The 17,936-nt window shown below is 39.7% G+C and carries 17 protein-coding genes and 1 tRNA gene; 15 read left to right on the top strand and 3 right to left on the bottom strand.

The features are described from left to right. Positions 1-25: 25 nt before the first annotated feature. From F968_RS12100 to F968_RS12065, 8 genes are all read left to right on the top strand, one after another. Entirely contained in the window at positions 26-3,193 is a 3,168-nt protein-coding gene (locus tag F968_RS12100; protein WP_004793446.1) for a hypothetical protein, read from the top strand. Next, positions 3,193-3,504: a hypothetical protein gene (locus F968_RS12095; protein WP_004793445.1), complete on the top strand. Its 312-nt coding sequence runs from the start codon at positions 3,193-3,195 to the stop codon at positions 3,502-3,504. The genes F968_RS12100 and F968_RS12095 overlap by 1 nt, the downstream gene beginning before the upstream one ends. 67 nt (positions 3,505-3,571) lie before the next feature. Continuing rightward, complete coding sequence (locus tag F968_RS12090) at positions 3,572-3,880, top strand: hypothetical protein (protein WP_004793442.1); 309 nt, start codon at positions 3,572-3,574, stop codon at positions 3,878-3,880. Then, positions 3,880-5,556, top strand: a complete 1,677-nt coding sequence (terL, locus tag F968_RS12085; protein WP_004793441.1) for a phage terminase large subunit — start codon at positions 3,880-3,882, stop codon at positions 5,554-5,556. Before F968_RS12090 ends, terL begins: the two co-directional genes overlap by 1 nt. 9 nt (positions 5,557-5,565) lie before the next feature. Next, positions 5,566-8,121 carry a hypothetical protein gene (locus F968_RS12080; RefSeq protein WP_004793440.1) on the top strand — a complete coding sequence of 852 codons (2,556 nt, stop codon included), beginning with the start codon at positions 5,566-5,568 and terminating at the stop codon, positions 8,119-8,121. 80 nt (positions 8,122-8,201) lie between these two features. After that, the gene (locus F968_RS12075; protein WP_004793438.1) at positions 8,202-8,591 is read left to right on the top strand and encodes a hypothetical protein; all 390 of its coding nucleotides are present in this window, start codon (positions 8,202-8,204) and stop codon (positions 8,589-8,591) included. Positions 8,592-8,593: 2 nt separating this feature from the next. Continuing rightward, positions 8,594-9,148, top strand: coding sequence for a lysozyme (locus tag F968_RS12070; protein WP_004793434.1), 555 nt, complete (start codon positions 8,594-8,596; stop codon positions 9,146-9,148). A gap of 134 nt (positions 9,149-9,282) precedes the next feature. Further along, positions 9,283-9,477 (top strand): hypothetical protein, encoded by a 195-nt coding sequence (locus F968_RS12065; RefSeq protein WP_004793432.1) that lies wholly within the window; start codon positions 9,283-9,285, stop codon positions 9,475-9,477. 25 nt (positions 9,478-9,502) lie between these two features. On the opposite strand, the gene F968_RS12060 is transcribed toward F968_RS12065, so the two are convergent. The 3 genes from F968_RS12060 to cysS form a co-directional block, all read right to left on the bottom strand. Next, positions 9,503-10,516, bottom strand: coding sequence for a tyrosine-type recombinase/integrase (locus tag F968_RS12060; RefSeq protein WP_004793431.1), 1,014 nt, complete (start codon positions 10,514-10,516; stop codon positions 9,503-9,505). Positions 10,517-10,730: 214 nt separating this feature from the next. Next, positions 10,731-10,806 (bottom strand) — tRNA-Gly (locus tag F968_RS12055). Positions 10,807-10,869: 63 nt separating this feature from the next. After that, the gene (cysS, locus tag F968_RS12050; protein WP_034596632.1) at positions 10,870-12,291 is read right to left on the bottom strand and encodes a cysteine--tRNA ligase; all 1,422 of its coding nucleotides are present in this window, start codon (positions 12,289-12,291) and stop codon (positions 10,870-10,872) included. Between the two features lie 163 nt (positions 12,292-12,454). Here cysS and F968_RS12045 point away from each other — a divergent pair, with 163 nt between their 5' ends. The 7 genes from F968_RS12045 to F968_RS12015 form a co-directional block, all read left to right on the top strand. Continuing rightward, complete coding sequence (locus F968_RS12045) at positions 12,455-13,096, top strand: hypothetical protein (RefSeq protein WP_034596289.1); 642 nt, start codon at positions 12,455-12,457, stop codon at positions 13,094-13,096. A 202-nt stretch (positions 13,097-13,298) separates the two neighbouring features. Further along, positions 13,299-14,276: a KpsF/GutQ family sugar-phosphate isomerase gene (locus F968_RS12040; protein ID WP_004793424.1), complete on the top strand. Its 978-nt coding sequence runs from the start codon at positions 13,299-13,301 to the stop codon at positions 14,274-14,276. A gap of 3 nt (positions 14,277-14,279) precedes the next feature. Further along, entirely contained in the window at positions 14,280-14,819 is a 540-nt protein-coding gene (locus F968_RS12035) for a KdsC family phosphatase (RefSeq protein WP_004793423.1), read from the top strand. A 37-nt stretch (positions 14,820-14,856) separates the two neighbouring features. Continuing rightward, a complete protein-coding gene (gene lptC / locus F968_RS12030) occupies positions 14,857-15,405 on the top strand; it encodes an LPS export ABC transporter periplasmic protein LptC (protein ID WP_004793421.1) in 549 nt (182 codons plus the stop codon). Further along, entirely contained in the window at positions 15,389-15,937 is a 549-nt protein-coding gene (gene lptA, locus F968_RS12025; RefSeq protein ID WP_004793419.1) for a lipopolysaccharide transport periplasmic protein LptA, read from the top strand. Before lptC ends, lptA begins: the two co-directional genes overlap by 17 nt. Then, positions 15,937-16,683: an LPS export ABC transporter ATP-binding protein gene (gene lptB, locus F968_RS12020; protein ID WP_003650837.1), complete on the top strand. Its 747-nt coding sequence runs from the start codon at positions 15,937-15,939 to the stop codon at positions 16,681-16,683. The genes lptA and lptB overlap by 1 nt, the downstream gene beginning before the upstream one ends. A 273-nt stretch (positions 16,684-16,956) precedes the next feature. After that, a partial coding sequence (locus F968_RS12015; protein ID WP_004793417.1) for a TolC family protein occupies positions 16,957-17,936 on the top strand: 980 nt, incomplete at its 3' end.

The following is a 17,936-nucleotide window of genomic DNA, read 5'->3' as shown; positions in this document are numbered from 1 at the left end:
AGCTAAAATTATCTGGGCATTTTTTATGAAAGAACAATGCAAACAAGCCGTAGCTAAAGCACTCGGCAAGCAATCCCTCACTGCTCAAGAAGCAACAGACATTGAAACACGTATTAATGAAACTATGCGTAATATGGCGCGTAAGGATCGTGATAAATGGCGTAATCTTTCCGATGCTGAAAAACTGACAGAGGCTTCAAAACAAGTTGCTATCGATATTCAAGAACAATTAAAACGCAAGCATAAAATTGCAGCTCAAGACATTCTTAAACAATCCCAAAATATTGCAGCATTAGACTATGGCAAGCTTTCGTCAATGGAAGTTGTAGACCGTATGGTTGCTGCACATGGTGATATGTCAGGCATTCAATCTATTGATTCAAAAGCGCGTGGTATTGCTTCAATTTATCGCGGTGAGCTCGTTGATTTCTACACCAATATTAAAGGCGGTTTAGGAATTTTCACAGATCAAGAATTAGTTCATAAAATTGTGCGTGAGCGTTTCGGCGATAATACGGGCGACCCATTAGCCAAAAAAATTAGCGATAAGATGGGTGATGTTTTTGAAGCCATGCGTGACCGTTTTAACCGGAACGGGGGCGACATTGGAAAGCTTGATAATTGGGGTTTACCACAAACGCATAACTTAGAAAAAATTGCTAAGGCTGGTAAAGAGGCTTGGGTTAGTAAGGCTGAATCACTGATTGATACACGTCAATACGTGCATGAGAATGGTGATTTCTACTCACAGCAAGAAATACGCTCATTACTTGAATATACCTACGATACGTTATCCAGTGATGGGGCAAACAAAATTGAAGTTGGCCGACAAGCTACTGGTGCAGGCACATCAAAAGTGACAAATCGCCATGGTGAAAGTCGCGTTCTCCATTTTAAAGATGCTGATGCATGGCTTGAATATCAATCTGAGTTCGGCGGCATGCAGTTTGTAGATCTGGTAGAAGCTCATGTAAATGGTCTATCTAAAGATATTGCCATGGTAGAAAATTTGGGAAGCAATCCAAAAACAGCATTAAAAATTTTAATGGATGCTGCAGCAAATAAAGACTGGGAAAAAGGAATAGAAGACAACAAAACTAAATCTTCTCGCAAACGTGCACAAGTTATGTTTGATGAGTTTAGCGGGGGTAATTCGCCACAATCTCAGGTACTGGCTAACCTTGGCCTTGCATATCGATCAATGAATGTGGCCTCAATGCTAGGCGGCACCACAATTGCATCGATTGCTGATCAAGCAACTATTGCAAAAACAGCACATGTGCATGGGCTTTCATATCGTAAATCATTTGGTGAACTACTAGGGCAACTTAACCCAGCCAATAAGTCAGATCGTGAACTAGCGCATAGTTTGGGACTGGCCACAGATGAAATGTTAGGCTCGATTGCACGCTGGTCAGATGATGGGTTGACATCAACACATGGAAAATCTGAAAAGTTGGCTCGTATATCAAGCGGTGTTGCAACGCAAGTAATGAGAGTGTCTTTTTTGAATGCTCTTACTTCTGCCTCAAAAGTTGGATTTACTAAGCTTCTTATGGAGAAGTACGGCCGCTTAAGCCGTTCAAAATCTTGGAATGATCTAGATGTACAAGATAGAGAATTGCTTTCAAATACGGGCTTAAATGAACGTGCTTGGCAAGTGTTTCAATTGGCTGAGCCAGTTGTGGACCGCAAGGGCAATCAATTAATGTCAGCTCGATCTATCTATGAAATTCCAGATGAAAAACTACTAGCGACAATGGATAGTGATGTTAAAACACTGGTTAATAGTATCGATAGTCAAATTAAAGAACTTGATAGTCGTAACGCTTTAGATGACCAGCGCATCGCGAATAAATCACAGCGAAACGATGAGATTAAACGTCAATTATCACAACGTCTTTTAGACTATGCCAACCGAAAAGACAGCAAAGCACAGGCAGAGAAACAGGCTTTGCAAGACCGTATCGATTTGATCGATGCTCAAAAAGAATATGCAAAGGCTCGTGCAGATATAAATACATATTTGCAGGCAGAGAAACAGGCCAATAGGGTTCAGGACTTTCTACAGCAAGTTGAAGAAGGGCGACACTCTGACAAAGTGGCGCAAGACACCCGTAGAAATGTTGAACGTAATGCCCGTCAGTTTGGAAATAATGCAGAATCGTTAGGATATCGCCTAGGAAATAGTGAGCGTAGAATCACTGAGCTTAGATCTAGGATGCGTAAAGCTGATAGCGAAGCCAATAAAACGATTTCGAAAAAATATAAAGATTTAGATAAACAGATAAATGATCTAGATAAAGAATTTAATGAATATCAATCTAAAATTAATGAAAGACAAGCTCGAAGAAACTCTATTTCGCAACGCTTAACAGATAGCATTGATAGTGAAAAGCAACTTCTAGCAAAACAAATTAAGGATGAAGTCGCCTCACAGCTTCAAGCTCACTTACTTGATGAGCAGGGCATGGCAGTAATTGAAGCAGGGCTTCGTGAAAAGACCTTAATAAATGTTGGAGCTAGAGGAACTAGAATGGGTGAGATTTTTAGGGGTATAACTCAGTTTAAATCCTTCTCGGCAGCATTTTTAATGCGTCAAGGTAGTCGAACTATGGCACAAGAAGGCTTAAAAGGAAAAGCTGCCTATGCTATTCCTTTAGCTGTAACTATGACTTTACTCGGTGGGCTTGTTGTTCAGTTGCGTGAATTACTTAATGGTAATGACCCACAAACAATTTATGACAGCAGCGACCCTAAAAAGGCGGGTAGCTTCTTTTTACGTTCGCTTGTTGCTGGTGGTGGTTTACCAGTTCTAGGCGATATTCTTGTTGCTGGTACTGATACTTCTGGCCGTGATGCAAACTCGTTTGTGTCTGGGCCGCTTGGTAGTGATTTTGCTTCTTTGTTAGGTTTAACTGTGGGAAATCTCACCCAATACAATGAAGGCAAAGACACAAATTTCGGCAACGAAGCTTTCAAATTTGTGAAAAGCAAAATACCAGCACAGAACTTGTGGTATACAAAAGCGGCAATTAATCGTATGTTCTTTGATGAAATTCAAGATACCATTGCCCCCGGCTATCGTAAGAAAGCTTTACGCAAAGCAGAGCGGACACAAGACCGTGAGCGCTTCTGGGGCGATGATATTGAAGATATAAGAGCACCAGATTTTGAGAGGGTTATTCAATAATGAAACATAATAAAATTGGGGCATTGATTCTTAGCGCGGGCATTCTTTCAGCTTGCGCTTCTCTGCCCAGCAATCAACAGCAAGTTCAATTGCTTGAAAGTGATAGCACACTAATAAATGGGTGTAAAAAATTAGGACCTTTGAATACAGATACCAGAGGTGGACCAATAAATTATTACTCTAAAGCAGAAACTGAGTTTAAAAAAATTGCCTCCGATAGATATGGCGCTGATTCTGCTGTGATTACCACAAAAAAAGAGCTACCTATGGGGCGAGTAATACTGCAAGGTACTGCTTTAAAGTGCTACTAGAGTAAATCCACACAACAAACCGCCACACAAGCCCTTGTATATATGGCATATATGCGAGGGCTTTTTTATGCGTGATGATCAAATAGAAAAAATCAAAAAAATGTCAGAAGACATTGCAGACGACATGCTCGAAACTGCTTATGTTGCCTTGGATACTCCACTTGATAGTAAACAGAATCGTGGTGATAAGGGCTTCATGTACAAGATCGTTAAAGATCAAGCGGGAGTCATCGCAACAATTCAGCGAATTCTAGATATTAAGTCGGGAAAAATTCCACCTATTAGTGCAACACAAGCCACACAAGAAAAGTATGAACAGTCATTAATAGAAAAAGCAGAAAGAGAAGCAGAGAAACTTAGACAACGGGTGAGCTGATGATTAAACCAAAAATCAGCTTTCTAGCTTTTTTTCTTCTATGGGCCGAATTGCAAGGCTGGAAGGTTCCAAACTTCCACATACAAGTTTGTATTTTTCTAGAGAAGTTCTACTTAAATGGGCGCACGGCATTACTCATGATGCCGCGTGGCCATTCAAAATCTTCCATGCTGGATGTTTTCAATGCATGGGTAATTTATTGTTGGCCCGAAACTCAAATCTTACATCAAGGTACCACTGACTCTGATGCATACAAATGCAGTAAAGGAACACGAGATGTACTTTCACGGCACCCACTATGCATAAGCAATCCTAATGTTGCGATAAGACAGGGTGAAATTGAACGTTGGTTCGTCAATGGCACGAATGATGTGCGTTATGGAACGATGTTAGCAAAGGGTATTTTGTCTGGTGTTACGGGGCATCGTGCTCACTTCATCCAAAATGATGACGTAGAAACTCCTCAAACCACTGCCAATCCTGAGCAGCGCGAGAAACTTCCAAAAAAATTAAGTGAACAAACCCACATTGCCATACCTGGTGCAAAAAAATTATGGATTGGTACACCTCACACGTATGACTCTCTTTACGAAAAAATAAAAAAACAGAAGCGTGTTAGTACATTCATTCTGAAAATGTTTGAGCATGAACGTCGTGTAGAAAATGGCGAGAAAGGGCAAAAGGTTATTTTAGATTTTGAACCAATTCACTCATTCGCTGGTATTGGCGTTGGTTCTAAGTACCTAGAAAAAGGCACACATTATCTATGTAAACAAAAAACAGATAAGACTTGGGAAGTTACATTACTTGAATCCCATTACTTAATTGACTTCTACTCAAAAGGTATTTGGGAAGAACGCTTTACACCTGCTGAAATGGAGATTCGCCGAGAAGAGTGTAAAACCCTTAATGAATGGGATTCACAATATCAAATGCATGCCAAGCCAATTGGTGATGTACGTTTAGATCCTGACAAGATTCTAGCCTATGACTGTGAGCCACACTTAAGACGTGCTAATGGTGAAATCATTCTGATGTTGGGCGAGCGTCAAATGGTTGGGGCATCCCTAAAATGGGATCCTTCATCTGGCAAACTAAAGTCAGATGTTTCATCAGTGGCACTCTTTTTTCATGATGCTTTAGGTAATAGATATTGGCATAGATCGGTTGCACTAACTGGGCCTGATGTAGTGACAGATGATGCTGGAAATATTGTGGGTGGTCAGGTTTGGCAGCTTTGCGATTTAATCCAAGAGTTTAATGTTCCAAGAGTAATTATAGAAACTAATGGCATCGGTGGTTTTGCGCCTTCATCTCTTAAAGGTGCACTAAAAAAACGTGGAATTCAATGTGGGGTAACACCCCAGCCCTCAATTCAAAATAAAAACAAACGAATTCTTGAAGCAATGGAAGGGCCCTTAACATCAGGCCTTTTGTGGGCGCACATTTCAGTTTTAGAAGATGAGAAAGGAGAGGATTCACCACAAGTTAAACAAATGCGGGAATGGAATCCAGCTATTAGTAGTCAGCCTGATGATTTTCTTGATTCGGCAGCTGGCGCAATAGTTGAGCAGCCTGAGCGCATCGGGAAAATACACAACAAAAACGCTGTTAAAGAAGCCGTTAATTGGAGAACAAACGGTGGCGTGTATGAAGCCACAGTAGACTTTGATTAGGGGTAGGCCATGCCAGTACCAGAACAAACGCCATATAGAGAGTATACGGCAAATGGGACAACTACGGTTTTCCCATTGGGGTTTGATTGTGATAACTCAAATTTTTTAGTTGTTTCATTGGATGAAATTGAAGCACCTGTGGGGTCATGGTCTTTCAACAATGGGTCAGTTATTTTTAACACTGCGCCTGCTAATGGTGTTTTGGTTTCGATTAAACGAAACACGCCCTTTCAACGAACAACGAACTATCAATCCTATGACAATTCATTTCGACCTTCGCCAGTAAATAGAGACTTTGATTTAATTTGGTGGAAGCTTCAAGAGCTGGGCTATCGTGATCAGGTTATATGGCTTGCTTTAATTAAAGAGATCTCAGACCGTATTGATGGCGATGAAAATCTTCAAAATCAAATCAATACAATTGATGAATGGCTTAGTAATTTACAAGGAAATGTAGATAAAAATACAGCTGATATTTCTCAGTTGATACTCGATTTATCGCAAGAAGTTGCTGACCGAATAGCAAACGATAAAATTCTAAAAGATATGTTTCTTGCGATGATGGATGAGGCGATTAATGAAGGCACTATAAATGCTTTAGCCATTACTCATGTTGACTCACTTGAAGATCTTGAGGAAATTTCCAATGTTTGGGATGGTAGAACCGTCTATGTAAAAAATACAGGGAACTATGCTTTTGATGCTGCATTAAGCGGGTGGATAATATCCTTTCAAGATGCCGATAATGTGCGTGATGGAGAGGAAACGCAGAAAGCAATTAATGCTCAATCACAATATTCTGTATCAACATTTTCAGAATTAAGGGCATTAAAATACAAATCAAGCAAACATAAAAAAGGCGTTTTTGTCTGCCAAAGAGCTGATGATTATAAATTTGGTGGTGGACTCTTTGTTCCCGACCTGACTGATACAACAACAGCAGATGATGATGGAACAATTTTAGTTGGACTAAACGGTGTCCGATGGAAAAGAAAATGGAATGCTCATGCGGACCCATGTTGGTTCGGAGCTGACTATAAAGGTCTGGTAGATTGTTCACCTCAAGTTCAAAAAGCCATTGATGTTTCATATGGACGCCTTTGGTTCGGGAATGCAGATAGAAACTTCAAAATGATGACCCCTGTAGGCTTACCTACAAACAGTATCGTTGGCGATATGCTAATGGAAATTTGCGGAGCCGGTGCGCGAATTTGGGTCTATTCAGATACTGGAATTTTTACATCAAAAAGATCGATTGGATTTGAGACCTCAAATAGTGATTTATATACTGCGGTTTTGGAAATCGGTCGAGGTTTGCGTTTCCAAGGGGACGGTACAAGCCCATCTGTAGTGATTAATGGAGACCGTCTTTATAATGTAAATATGAAAGGGGGGCGCTATCTAAGAAATACAGCTTTAGTTAAAGCAACTATTCCGCGTCGTTCTGAAAATACAGGTTATTTGCAGTCAGTAACCATCGAAGGTAATCACTTAGCTCTTTGTAGAAAAATTATTGATTCAAAGCGTGGCTTTAACATTAATTTTAATCGCAACTTTGGAGAATCTTGTTACGGTGGTTTGTATATCGACGGTGAAGGTGCGCCAGCTGTCAATGTTGTTAGATGCGAAGGTAATCTATGGGAATCTGGCGGTGTATTCGCCAAACTTGGTGCTACATATGCGGGTACTTTTTTTGGGAACTATTTTGAAGGAAATAGTGCTGAAGATGTTCCAATTTTAAAATGCATGATCGAATTGGGTAAGACTGGAGCAACTCAATATTCAAGCGGTGTTACATTTATCGGGAATCAATTCGGTGCATCAACAATTTATAAAACAGATCCAGAATATTGTGATGTTAAATTCTCATCAGCACTTTCAGGCACTGGTTTAGATAACCTAACCCCTCCTATTTTCATTGGTAACTGGACTAATGGCTATAGAATGTGGTCGGAGGGTCAGGTTTTAACTCAGTTTGGCAATACATTTAGTGGCGGTAGTGCACGTAGACATGGTGCTCCCAAATTACATACAGAAGCACGCGTAACATTTGATCTTTCAAGAAAGGATTATGTAAGTGCAACATCATTATCTGGTGGTGTACATACTATTTGTGAGTTAGAAACCTCATTACTTGAGGCAATCACAGCGCAAGCAAATAGAGCATGTAGTGCTGATTTGAATATCTTTATGCAAATGAAGACTTCAAATAATATCGTATTAGGTTCAGCTCTCGCAAAAATTAGCTTATTAGCACAAGGCGCTGAAGGTATCAGTGTTGGTGCTGTAAATAGTGTATATGTTGGAGCTACTTTGACAGGTTTTACTCAGTTAGATGGTGGCCTAATTGATAGTGTAAATAATATTTCATTGTTCAAACACTTTACAAATCCAGTGCTTTCGATACAACGTGTTGGCACTAAGTATCAGTTAAAGTTGTCAGGTTATGCGCCTTTAACTGGAACCATTTATGGTGATACTGTTAAGGTATCATCAAATAGTATTATGACTATCTATTCGCTTAATAGCGGTGGTTCATTATCGGGTCAAATATCTTTCTCTTAGATATCACCCAACAAACACCTTGAAGCCCTAGCTTTAAATAGCTTAGGGCTTTTTTATTGCCAAATAATTAGGGGTAGGGCATGGAACCAGTTTCCACAAGCGGTTTAACAGCATTATTAAAATTTTATGGTGCAGCAATTATGGTGACTTTAGCAGTTGCCTTGGTTGCAGCAGTAGTATTGATGACACGTATGCCACGCTCACCACAAGAGTGGGCAGTTGGTTTGATTTGTACAGTGGTGTCTAGTTTGGCGGGCGGTTCATTCATTATTGTTCGATGGGGGCTTCATGAGTGGATTACAGATATATGGGGAATGATGACTTTGGGTGGATTTTTCTTTGTCTGTGGCATTCCCGGATGGGCTTTGGTTAGGTGGACTTTTAACTTTATTGATAAACAAGAAGGCAAGACCATTATTGAAGTTATCAAAGAGGTTAAAAAATCTAAGAACGACCTTACAGGTGGTTGATTATGACAGTTAAAAACTTCTTTGATGCTGCCCGTATTATTGCTGGCGGAAAACTAACACAAGCACAAGTTGACGATCTTAATAAAGTTGTCGATAAGCTTGTACCAGGTGTAAAAACTACAAGTGATATTGGTATTAATTTAATCACTAGCTTTGAAGATACTAGAACTAAAGCTTACGACGATGGTGTAGGAATCTGGACCATTGGCATTGGCACCACAGTTTACCCAAATGGCGTAAAGGTTAAGAAGGGTGATACTTGCACACTTGAACAAGCTAAATCCTACTTTAAACATGACCTAGCCAAGTTTGAAAAGACTGTGAATGAATCTGTCATTGTGCCTTTAACTCAAAATCAATTTGATGCTCTGGTATCACTGACTTATAACATTGGTTCAGGTGCTTTTAAGGGTTCGACTTTATTAAAGTTGCTTAACAAAGGCGACTACAAAGGCGCTGCGGACCAGTTCCTTTTATGGAACAAAGCAGACAGTAAGGTTATGAAAGGCCTAGTCCGTCGGCGTGAAGCAGAACGAGCACTCTTTCTAAAGAAGTGACTTATATGTGTAAGCGTACTAAAGTTGCATCGATCATCACAATGCTGTGCCTCCTTTTCTCAGGATGCACAGCGCATTCAATTAATAACAACATTCAAGTATCATTGTGCATAAAAGCACTATGAGTTTTTAATATGGCCCAAATGATGATTAAAGCCTTTGACCGTGCGAATACAAAAGTAATTGATCTTTTGGCAGAGGTGGGCAAGGGCGGCAATATTCTTAAGGTTTTTGATTATAACGGTAATGAGCTGACTATAAATTTAGATGGTACCGTAATTTATAATCGGACCCGTTGGCATTTACCCGTTAGTGTGGATTTGAAATAAGCCCCAATTAAGGGGCTTTTTTTTGTTATGCAGCATTAAGCATCTTGGCAATTTCTGAAGCGGTCGGGTTGTAATAAGTGTTCACCAGTACACTAATCGTTTTGTGCCCTGTAATTTTTGCGAGAATTTCTACAGGCAAACGATAGTCATGAACAAAACGTGTGATTGCTTCATGTCTTGAATCGTGGAAGGTAATAACCCCATCTAAGCTAACACGGCGTAAATTGCGTTGCCAAATTAGCCTAAAGGCATTCGATGTGAGTGGAACCATTCGATTATCGTTTGGGTCTTCTGGTAGCCAAGAAAGCATTTCTTTTGCTTTGGCTGTTAGTGGCACATCGCGAGATGAACCATTCTTAGTATCTAACAACCGGATGAAATCCGAAAAAATTAATTGTTTTTGTACGCTAAGGATTTCACCTTTACGCATTGCAGTCTCAAGTGCAAAAAGAAACGACCATGCGACACGGTGCCTTGGCTGTGTTGGTGTTTTACCCCATTCATAATCTAAACCTTTTATTACGGTATCAATGTGGTCCTGAGTAACACGTTGATGTCTTGGTGGCGGGGCTGACGGTTTAGTAATTTCTTTAAATGGATTTTCTTTAGTTAAAAATAGTTCTTTTCGTGCAAAGTCAAAAACTGAACTGTACATAGCCATTTCTCTGATGACCGTTGCTCCTTTTACTTGCTTTAAACGTTTATCACGCCATTGCTTGACTAAAGCAGGGGTTAGATCGTGGATAGACTCATCAGCTATTTGGCCCCAATTTTTCTTTAGGCATTTAAGCATTTGAACAATTAAGCGGGCGCTTTTCATTTTGCGGCCTTCATCCTGATAGTACATATCAAAAAGGGCTTGAAAAGAGATATGGATTTTTTCAGGTTCTGAAACGGGTTGTTCAGATTGTAATTCTAATAGTTTAGTTGCGGCCCACTGTTCGCACTCACTCGCTGTGTCACGAGTAGCTGCATAACGTTTACCTTTAAAACGAACTTCAATACGCCAAGCGTTGCCGCGACGGGTCGGTTTCTGCATTTTTAACACTCCAAATTTCATGGTGGCGCACTGCCGACAAAAATTGAAGATGTACAAATGACACCCACTTTTCTGGCGGCGGCACGGAAATATAAAGCGTTTTTTAATGTGAAATATGACTATTTTGAATAGTCATAGCTGACCTATCGACAATAAAAAACAAGCCGAAAGATTACTAGAACCTTTCAGCTTATTGATTTTTAACAACAAATTTTGGAGCGGGAAACGAGACTCGAACTCGCGACCCCAACCTTGGCAAGGTTATGCTCTACCAACTGAGCTATTCCCGCAATGTGAGCACATTATAGAGTGTTTCACTAAAGTGTCAACACTCTTGTGATTTAATTGAACATTTAATCAGCACGACGCCAAACTGTACCTTGGCGAGTGTCTTCTAATACAACACCTTGGTCGAGCAAAGACTGACGAATACCATCTGCTTTAGCAAAGTCTTTTGCTTTTTTCGCATCTACACGTTGTTGAATAAAATCTTCAATTTCAGCATCAGACAAAGTAAGTGCTTCTTGTCCAATATCTGATTTTAAGAAATCATCTACATTGTGTTGTACCAAACCTAAAATGTTGGTGAGGTGACGTAATGTCGAATAAAGCACAGTCGCTTGGTCAGCTTGCTCTTCTTTTACAGCACGGTTTAACTCTTTGTTCAGTTCAAACAATACCGCCATAGCTTCGGCAGTATTGAAGTCATCACACATTGCATTGTTAAAGCGTTCAATAAAGCTTTGATCAAGCGTTTCAGTTGTCGTTTGACCATACACTTGTTGGTAAGCTTTAAATGAGTGATAGAAGCGAGTTAAAGAAGTTTTTGCTTCTTTAAGTGCCACATCAGAGAAATTCACAGGACTACGATAGTGTGAAGACACAATAAAGTAGCGGATCACTTCAGGGTGGAATTTCTCCATTACGTCGCGAATCGTAAAGAAGTTGCCTAAAGACTTAGACATCTTTTCGCCATCAACGTTAATAAAGCCAACATGCATCCAATAGTTTACATATTGTTCGCCAGTTGATGCTTCACTTTGCGCAATTTCATTTTCATGGTGTGGGAACATTAAATCTGAACCACCACCATGAATGTCAAAGTGATTGCCTAAGCAGCAAGTCGACATTGCAGAACATTCAATGTGCCAACCCGGACGGCCATTGCCCCAAGGGGATGCCCAAGATGGTTCATTTTCTTTAGCATGTTTCCAAAGTACAAAGTCAAACGGATGTTTCTTTTCAACTTCTACGTCAACACGCTCACTCGCGCCAGCTTGCATGTCATCAAGCTTACGACCAGAGAGGCGACCATATTTCTCAAATTTGGTGACTTCAAAATAAACATCACCGTTTGCAGCAGGGTAAGCAGAGCCTTTATTGACCAGATTACCAATCATGTTTTGCATCTGATAAATATATTCAGTCGCTTTAGGTGCTTCATCAGGTGCAGCACAGCCTAAGTTAGCTGCATCTTCGTTCATTGCATCAATGAAACGAGTAGTAAGCTGCTGAATGGTTTCACCATTTTCATTCGCGCGTTTAATAATTTTGTCGTCAATGTCGGTAATGTTGCGAATATAGCGAACATTCCAGCCTTGGCTACGCAAGAAACGAATAATGTAGTCAAATGCAACCATAACTCGAGCATGCCCGATATGACAGTAATCGTAAACGGTCATACCGCAGACGTACATATCGATGTGACCTTCTTTGCGAGGTACAAATTCAACTTTTTTTCGTTGCTCAGAGTTATATAAAACAAACGGTTGCATAAGGGTTTTCAAACACTCTAAAAAAATCGTCATCCATCATAACGTATACACCATATTTCATAAAGTTATCAGTAAAAAAGATGCTGAGATAAGTATCGTTATTTGAAAAATGATTCGTTATAGGTGAAGATGCAGAAAGTTTTTAATGAATAAGAAAATTTATATGAATCATGCAAGTAACCCTTTTAAAAAGGCTGGTATTGCACTCCTTACAATAGGTGTTCTAGATATTATTTTAATGATCTACTCGATAATAAGTAAGATTAGTTACTCATCATCATTCAATATATTTGCTGTAATTGTTGGAATTCTCCTTCTAAAAGGTAGTGTAAAAACTGCACGATTAACAAGATGGTTCAGTTTATTCTTCTCTATTATATTAGTGGGAGGAGCTATTGGGATGATATTGATCATGCCTTTCGATTTATTAAAAATACAAATTAAACTCAATATATTATCTGCGCTAATTACATTTTTTATTGTAGTGATATTTTTCTCTTTACTTATATGGATCTATCGTCAACTTTCGACTCCAGAAGTGCTGAAATTGTTTGCTGAAGCGGGGTATGCAACTACAAAGAGTTCAGCTTATTTCTTTGGTTCTGTTTTTTTAATATTTATGCTTGGAATGCTTACTATTGTAGGCAAAGAGTCAGAGCAGAAGGCTAAAGAATTAGCTCGGCAACAACTTGGTTCCAATTTTCAATATTACGTTTCGAGCATGTCTTTGTCAGGGAAATCGGGTCAGGCAAATGTTATTGCTTATACAGATAAAGAAATTCGACATATTCAGATAGATTGGTAATAAATACGGGGAAATAAGATTCTTTGATAAGTCTTCTTTAACTAAGTTGAAATAAGAACCAGTTTTTTCTCCATGTTTATTTAAATCCTATACATTTAAAAACGTGTAGATGATTGAGTTATGTTAGAATGCCCCCAAATCTTTTGATTAAAATCACCGATCTTCACAAGAGATCAGATCAATTATTTTGAGTCAAACTCGTATGCCCAATCCTACAGATTTTCAAAGCAGCGCATTAGCAACCTTGCGTATTGAGCAGCAAGCCCTAGACGTGTTAGCAACACAAATTAATGACAGTTTTAGTCAGGCTTGTGAAATATTGTTACAGTGTAAAGGCCGTGTTGTGATTACTGGCATGGGGAAGTCAGGGCATATTGGCCGTAAAATGGCTGCGACTTTTGCTTCAACTGGTACACCATCTTTCTTTATGCATCCGGGCGAAGCTGGGCATGGCGATTTGGGGATGCTGGTTCGTGGTGACGTTTTAATTGCGATTTCCAATTCTGGAAAAAGTGATGAAATCATGATGTTGATGCCACTCATCAAACATCTTGGTGTACCTCTCATTACCATTAGCCGTACTGATAAAGGGCCGATGCCTCAAAATGCCGACATCGCTTTAACTTTAGGCGAGTCTGATGAAGCATGTCCACTAGGATTAGCTCCGACATCGAGCACGACAGCAACCTTAGTATTGGGTGATGCGCTGGCTGTTGCCTTACTTGAAGCGCGTGGTTTTACTGCAGATGATTTTGCTCGTTCGCATCCTGCTGGAGCATTGGGTAAGCGTTTACTTTTACATGTAAAACACCTCATGCATACAGGCGATGAATTGCCAAAAGTTTCACCAGATACGCCAATGAATCAAGTGCTTTACGAAATTTCTAATAAGCGTTTAGGCTTGACCACGATTGTAGATGAACAGGAACATTTGCTTGGTATTTTCACCGATGGTGACTTGCGTCGTTTAATTGATAAACAGCAAGGTTTCGATGTGAATTTACCTGTTTCTGAAGTAATGACAAAAAAACCGTCAACTATTTCTCAAGAAGCACGTGCGGTAGAAGCTCTACAACAGCTTAACCTGAAAAAAATCAGTCAATTTGTTGTGGTTGATGACCAAAATAAAGTGATTGGTGTAATTAGTATGCATGACCTTATTCAGGCAGGGGTAAATTAATCAATGGCATCTTATGCATTGTTAGAACAAGCACGTCACTTACAGGCATTGGTTCTGGATGTCGATGGTATTTTGAGTGATGGCTTTGTAACTTTAACCAATAGTGGCGATGAGATTAAATCATTCGATATTCGTGATGGTTTAGGCATGAAACTTGTGCAGCAAGCAGGCATGAAAGTCATCATTATTACAGGCCGAAAAAGTAACATTGTTGAAAAACGTATGTCTGATTTAGGCGTAGACCTCGTTTTTCAAGGTCGTGAAGACAAAGGTTCTGCGTTACGTGAAGCTTGCGCACAGTTTAATATTTTGCCTTCCGATTGCTTGTATATGGGCGATGACTGGCCTGATTTATCTGCTTTTGCAATCGCAGGAATGAGTGTCACTGTGCCAAATGGTCATGAAGAAGTGCGTCGCCGTGCACATTTGGTTACCCAGTCGATGGGTGGACGTGGTGCTGTACGAGAAGTCTGTGATATGTTGCTGATCGCAAAAGGCATTTACCAAGAACTTCTTGAAAAATATCTTGCAGTACCGCATTAATAATAAGATTACTTAAAAAGGTAGGCTATTCCTGCTCATGGATACCAGAGTTTTATCTATTGTCGCTGTAGTTATTGCTGCTATAAGTGGTGGTTATTACTACTATAGTGGCAAAGCAAAAAAACTAGACATTGCTTCGGCGAAGAATATGACATATTCAGCGCAGGGCGTCCATTTGACTCAAACTGATGATCAAGGCAATTTGTATATTCGTGCTGAAGTTCGTCAGCTTGAACAGGATATGCAACAAAAAACATCAAAGTTGGATCAACTCAAAGCATCTATGTATAAAGATGGCAAAGTTGATGCGACGTTCTTTGCGAAACAGGCAAATGGTTATGATGATAATAGTAAAGTTATCTTATCAGGTGATGTGGTCGCAACTAAACTTGCTCCACAAGGGAAAATTGAATTCCAAACCGATGAGTTAACGGGTTATCCAAAAACCAGAGAAATTGAAACGAATCATCAAGTGGTCGTTCAATCTCCACAAGGCGATTTTGTTAGCAAAGGATTAAAAGCCAATTTGAATAATGGTCAGTACGAATTTTTTAATATTCGAGGAAAGTATGCACCAAAGTCTTAATTTAAAACGTTCTTCAGCTTTCCTAAAACAAGCTGCGGTTATTACATTCGTTGCTTTAACATCAGCTTCGACTTTTGCGTTGCCGTCTGACCGTAATCAACAAATTTCACTTGTGGCAGACCGTGCAACTTATAACGAAAAAACTGGGTTGACGACATACACAGGTAATGTCGTGATTGAGCAAGGCACGATGAAGCTTCAAGCCGATTCGATTGTTGCGACGCTAAACTCTAAGCGTGAAATCCAAACCATTACCGCTAAAGGCCGACCATCTAAGTTTCAGCAACAAATAAGTGCTGATAAGGGCGTGGCACGCGGTGAAGGACAGACCATTGTTTATAATGCAGATACCGGCATTATTACTTTGAATGGTGGCGCATATTTATATCAAGATGGTTCAAGTATTCGTGGTAACTCATTGAAATATAGTATGAACAAAGGTGATGTTGAAGCTCAGGGTTCATCATCAAATCGTGTGCAGATTATTATTCCACCATCAAGTTCAAAAAGCTTTCCAGGAGCGCGTGAATAATGCAACAAGCTCTTCAACAACCCCAAACTTTGTGTATTAAGCACTTAGGAAAAAACTATAGTAAGCGTTGGGTCGTCAAAGACGTATCTTTTAGTATGCAAAGTGGACAGATTGTTGGTTTGCTTGGCCCTAACGGTGCAGGGAAAACCACAAGCTTCTATATGGTTGTAGGGCTAGTGCGCATGGACAAAGGTGAAATTCACCTTGATGATCTTGATATGTCTGATTTGGCAATGCATGAACGGGCACGCAAGGGCATTGGATATCTTCCGCAAGAGGCTTCTATTTTTAGAAAGCTCACCATTGCTGAAAATATTATGTCTATTTTAGAAACACGCAAAGACCTAAATAAGCAACAGCGCCAGCAACGTCTTACTGAATTATTAAATGACTTTAAAATCAGTCATATTAAAGATTCATTGGGAATGAGTGTGTCTGGTGGTGAACGCCGCCGTGCTGAAATTGCACGTGCATTGGCTGCCGATCCTAAATTTATGTTGCTTGATGAACCATTTGCCGGCGTTGATCCAATCTCGGTTGGAGATATTAAAGATATTATCCAGACTTTGAAGGATCGTGGCATCGGTGTACTCATTACTGACCATAACGTACGTGAAACTTTGGCAATTTGTGAACGTGCATATATTGTGAGTGAAGGGGCTGTAATTGCAGAAGGTACACCACAAGAAATTCTGGACAACGAACAAGTCCGTAAAGTCTACTTAGGTGACGATTTTACAGTTTAAATAAAATAGTTAATCTATTTGTCTAAAAAGAGGTCAAGGCCTCTTTTTGGTTTTTTTGTATTTAACTATTAAAAACAATAAATTAGCGTATTCATTTGATGAAAATGTAATGTGTGAATTATTCCTGCAATTATGCTTCTTTATGCAAAAAAATATGTAGAATGTAAAAGCTTTTAAACGATAACAAACAAGATCAACAAGACAAGCATGATTGGATATAACCAGAGAAGAGTAAAAAGGACATGTAAAAAGCCGGCTTTCCTGAAAGGGTTGATGCTTTTAACTTCATTGCATGTGCCTGTGGTGATATATGCTGCTAAACCAAGTGAGCAATATCACACTTTAAAAGACAACTTATCGCAACTTTTTGCCCCTAAAAGTAGTGATGAATTTAAAGTTGCCAAGATGCAAGAGCTGAGTAATTTTAAGCTAGATCGTTCTAGAGTTCAGGAGTTTCCGACTGTTCAACTCAATGATAGATCAGCTGCATCTTATTCAAATTTGCCATCAAGGCAAATGACTTTGCAGGAAGCGGTGAAAATCGCAATCCAGCGTAACCCAGATATTTCTCAAGCCATTTCCACTTTAGCTGGTCAAAATGCAGGTATTGATTACGCCAAGGCGGGTTATTACCCTCAGCTTTCAGGTGGAATTACTACAGGTGACTTGAGTAGTGGTGAGCGTGGTCGGCAGTTATTGACCTTAAATGCAACTCAGATGCTCTATGATTTTGGTAAAGTTAAATCAGGTGTAGATGTTGAGCAAGCCAAGGTTCAAGTCGAGCAGGCCAATGTGCTGGTCAGCATTGATGATATTGCACTTGATGTCGCGCAAACCATTGTTAATATTCAACGCTACCTTCAATTAAATAAAATTGCCGAGCAGCAAATTGCAGGTATTCAACGTATTCAGGATATTGCGAATTTACGTGCAAATGCCGGTATTAGCAGCCAAGCTGACCCAATCCAAGCCCAGTCTTATTTGCAAGCTGCCCAGTCTGGTTTGATTGCTCAGCAATCTTTATTACGTCAGTACCAACAACATTTAAGAACATTGCTAGGTGCAGATGTATCTCGAACTGGCTGGATTATTTCAGATGATTTGGTGAAAGTGTCCGATTTATATGGTGAACCTGAATTCAATACCATTCCAAAAATGATTGCGGCGCAAGCGAGTGTTGAAGTTGCCAAGGCACAAAAGGAACAGACCCGTTTAACACGTTATCCAACTTTGTCAGTCAAAGGTTCCTTAAG

This window comes from Acinetobacter sp. NIPH 817 (assembly GCF_000368405.1).
Classification (GTDB): Bacteria; Pseudomonadota; Gammaproteobacteria; order Pseudomonadales; family Moraxellaceae; genus Acinetobacter.
The sequence above is the reverse complement of the archived record's forward strand: the minus strand, read 5'-3'. Positions and strand labels throughout refer to the sequence as shown.

Coding starts and splice junctions, on each gene's coding strand:
- F968_RS12100 (WP_004793446.1), top strand. CDS start 26: ATGAAAGAACAATGCAAACAAGCCGTAGCTAAAGCACTCGGCAAGCAA.
- F968_RS12090 (WP_004793442.1), top strand. CDS start 3,572: ATGCGTGATGATCAAATAGAAAAAATCAAAAAAATGTCAGAAGACATT.
- F968_RS12035 (WP_004793423.1), top strand. CDS start 14,280: ATGGCATCTTATGCATTGTTAGAACAAGCACGTCACTTACAGGCATTG.
- F968_RS12070 (WP_004793434.1), top strand. CDS start 8,594: ATGACAGTTAAAAACTTCTTTGATGCTGCCCGTATTATTGCTGGCGGA.
- F968_RS12060 (WP_004793431.1), bottom strand. CDS start 10,516: ATGCAGAAACCGACCCGTCGCGGCAACGCTTGGCGTATTGAAGTTCGT.
- cysS (WP_034596632.1), bottom strand. CDS start 12,291: ATGCAACCGTTTGTTTTATATAACTCTGAGCAACGAAAAAAAGTTGAA.
- lptC (WP_004793421.1), top strand. CDS start 14,857: ATGGATACCAGAGTTTTATCTATTGTCGCTGTAGTTATTGCTGCTATA.
- F968_RS12075 (WP_004793438.1), top strand. CDS start 8,202: ATGGAACCAGTTTCCACAAGCGGTTTAACAGCATTATTAAAATTTTAT.
- F968_RS12040 (WP_004793424.1), top strand. CDS start 13,299: ATGCCCAATCCTACAGATTTTCAAAGCAGCGCATTAGCAACCTTGCGT.
- F968_RS12095 (WP_004793445.1), top strand. CDS start 3,193: ATGAAACATAATAAAATTGGGGCATTGATTCTTAGCGCGGGCATTCTT.
- lptA (WP_004793419.1), top strand. CDS start 15,389: ATGCACCAAAGTCTTAATTTAAAACGTTCTTCAGCTTTCCTAAAACAA.
- F968_RS12065 (WP_004793432.1), top strand. CDS start 9,283: ATGGCCCAAATGATGATTAAAGCCTTTGACCGTGCGAATACAAAAGTA.
- F968_RS12080 (WP_004793440.1), top strand. CDS start 5,566: ATGCCAGTACCAGAACAAACGCCATATAGAGAGTATACGGCAAATGGG.
- F968_RS12045 (WP_034596289.1), top strand. CDS start 12,455: ATGAATCATGCAAGTAACCCTTTTAAAAAGGCTGGTATTGCACTCCTT.
- lptB (WP_003650837.1), top strand. CDS start 15,937: ATGCAACAAGCTCTTCAACAACCCCAAACTTTGTGTATTAAGCACTTA.
- terL (WP_004793441.1), top strand. CDS start 3,880: ATGATTAAACCAAAAATCAGCTTTCTAGCTTTTTTTCTTCTATGGGCC.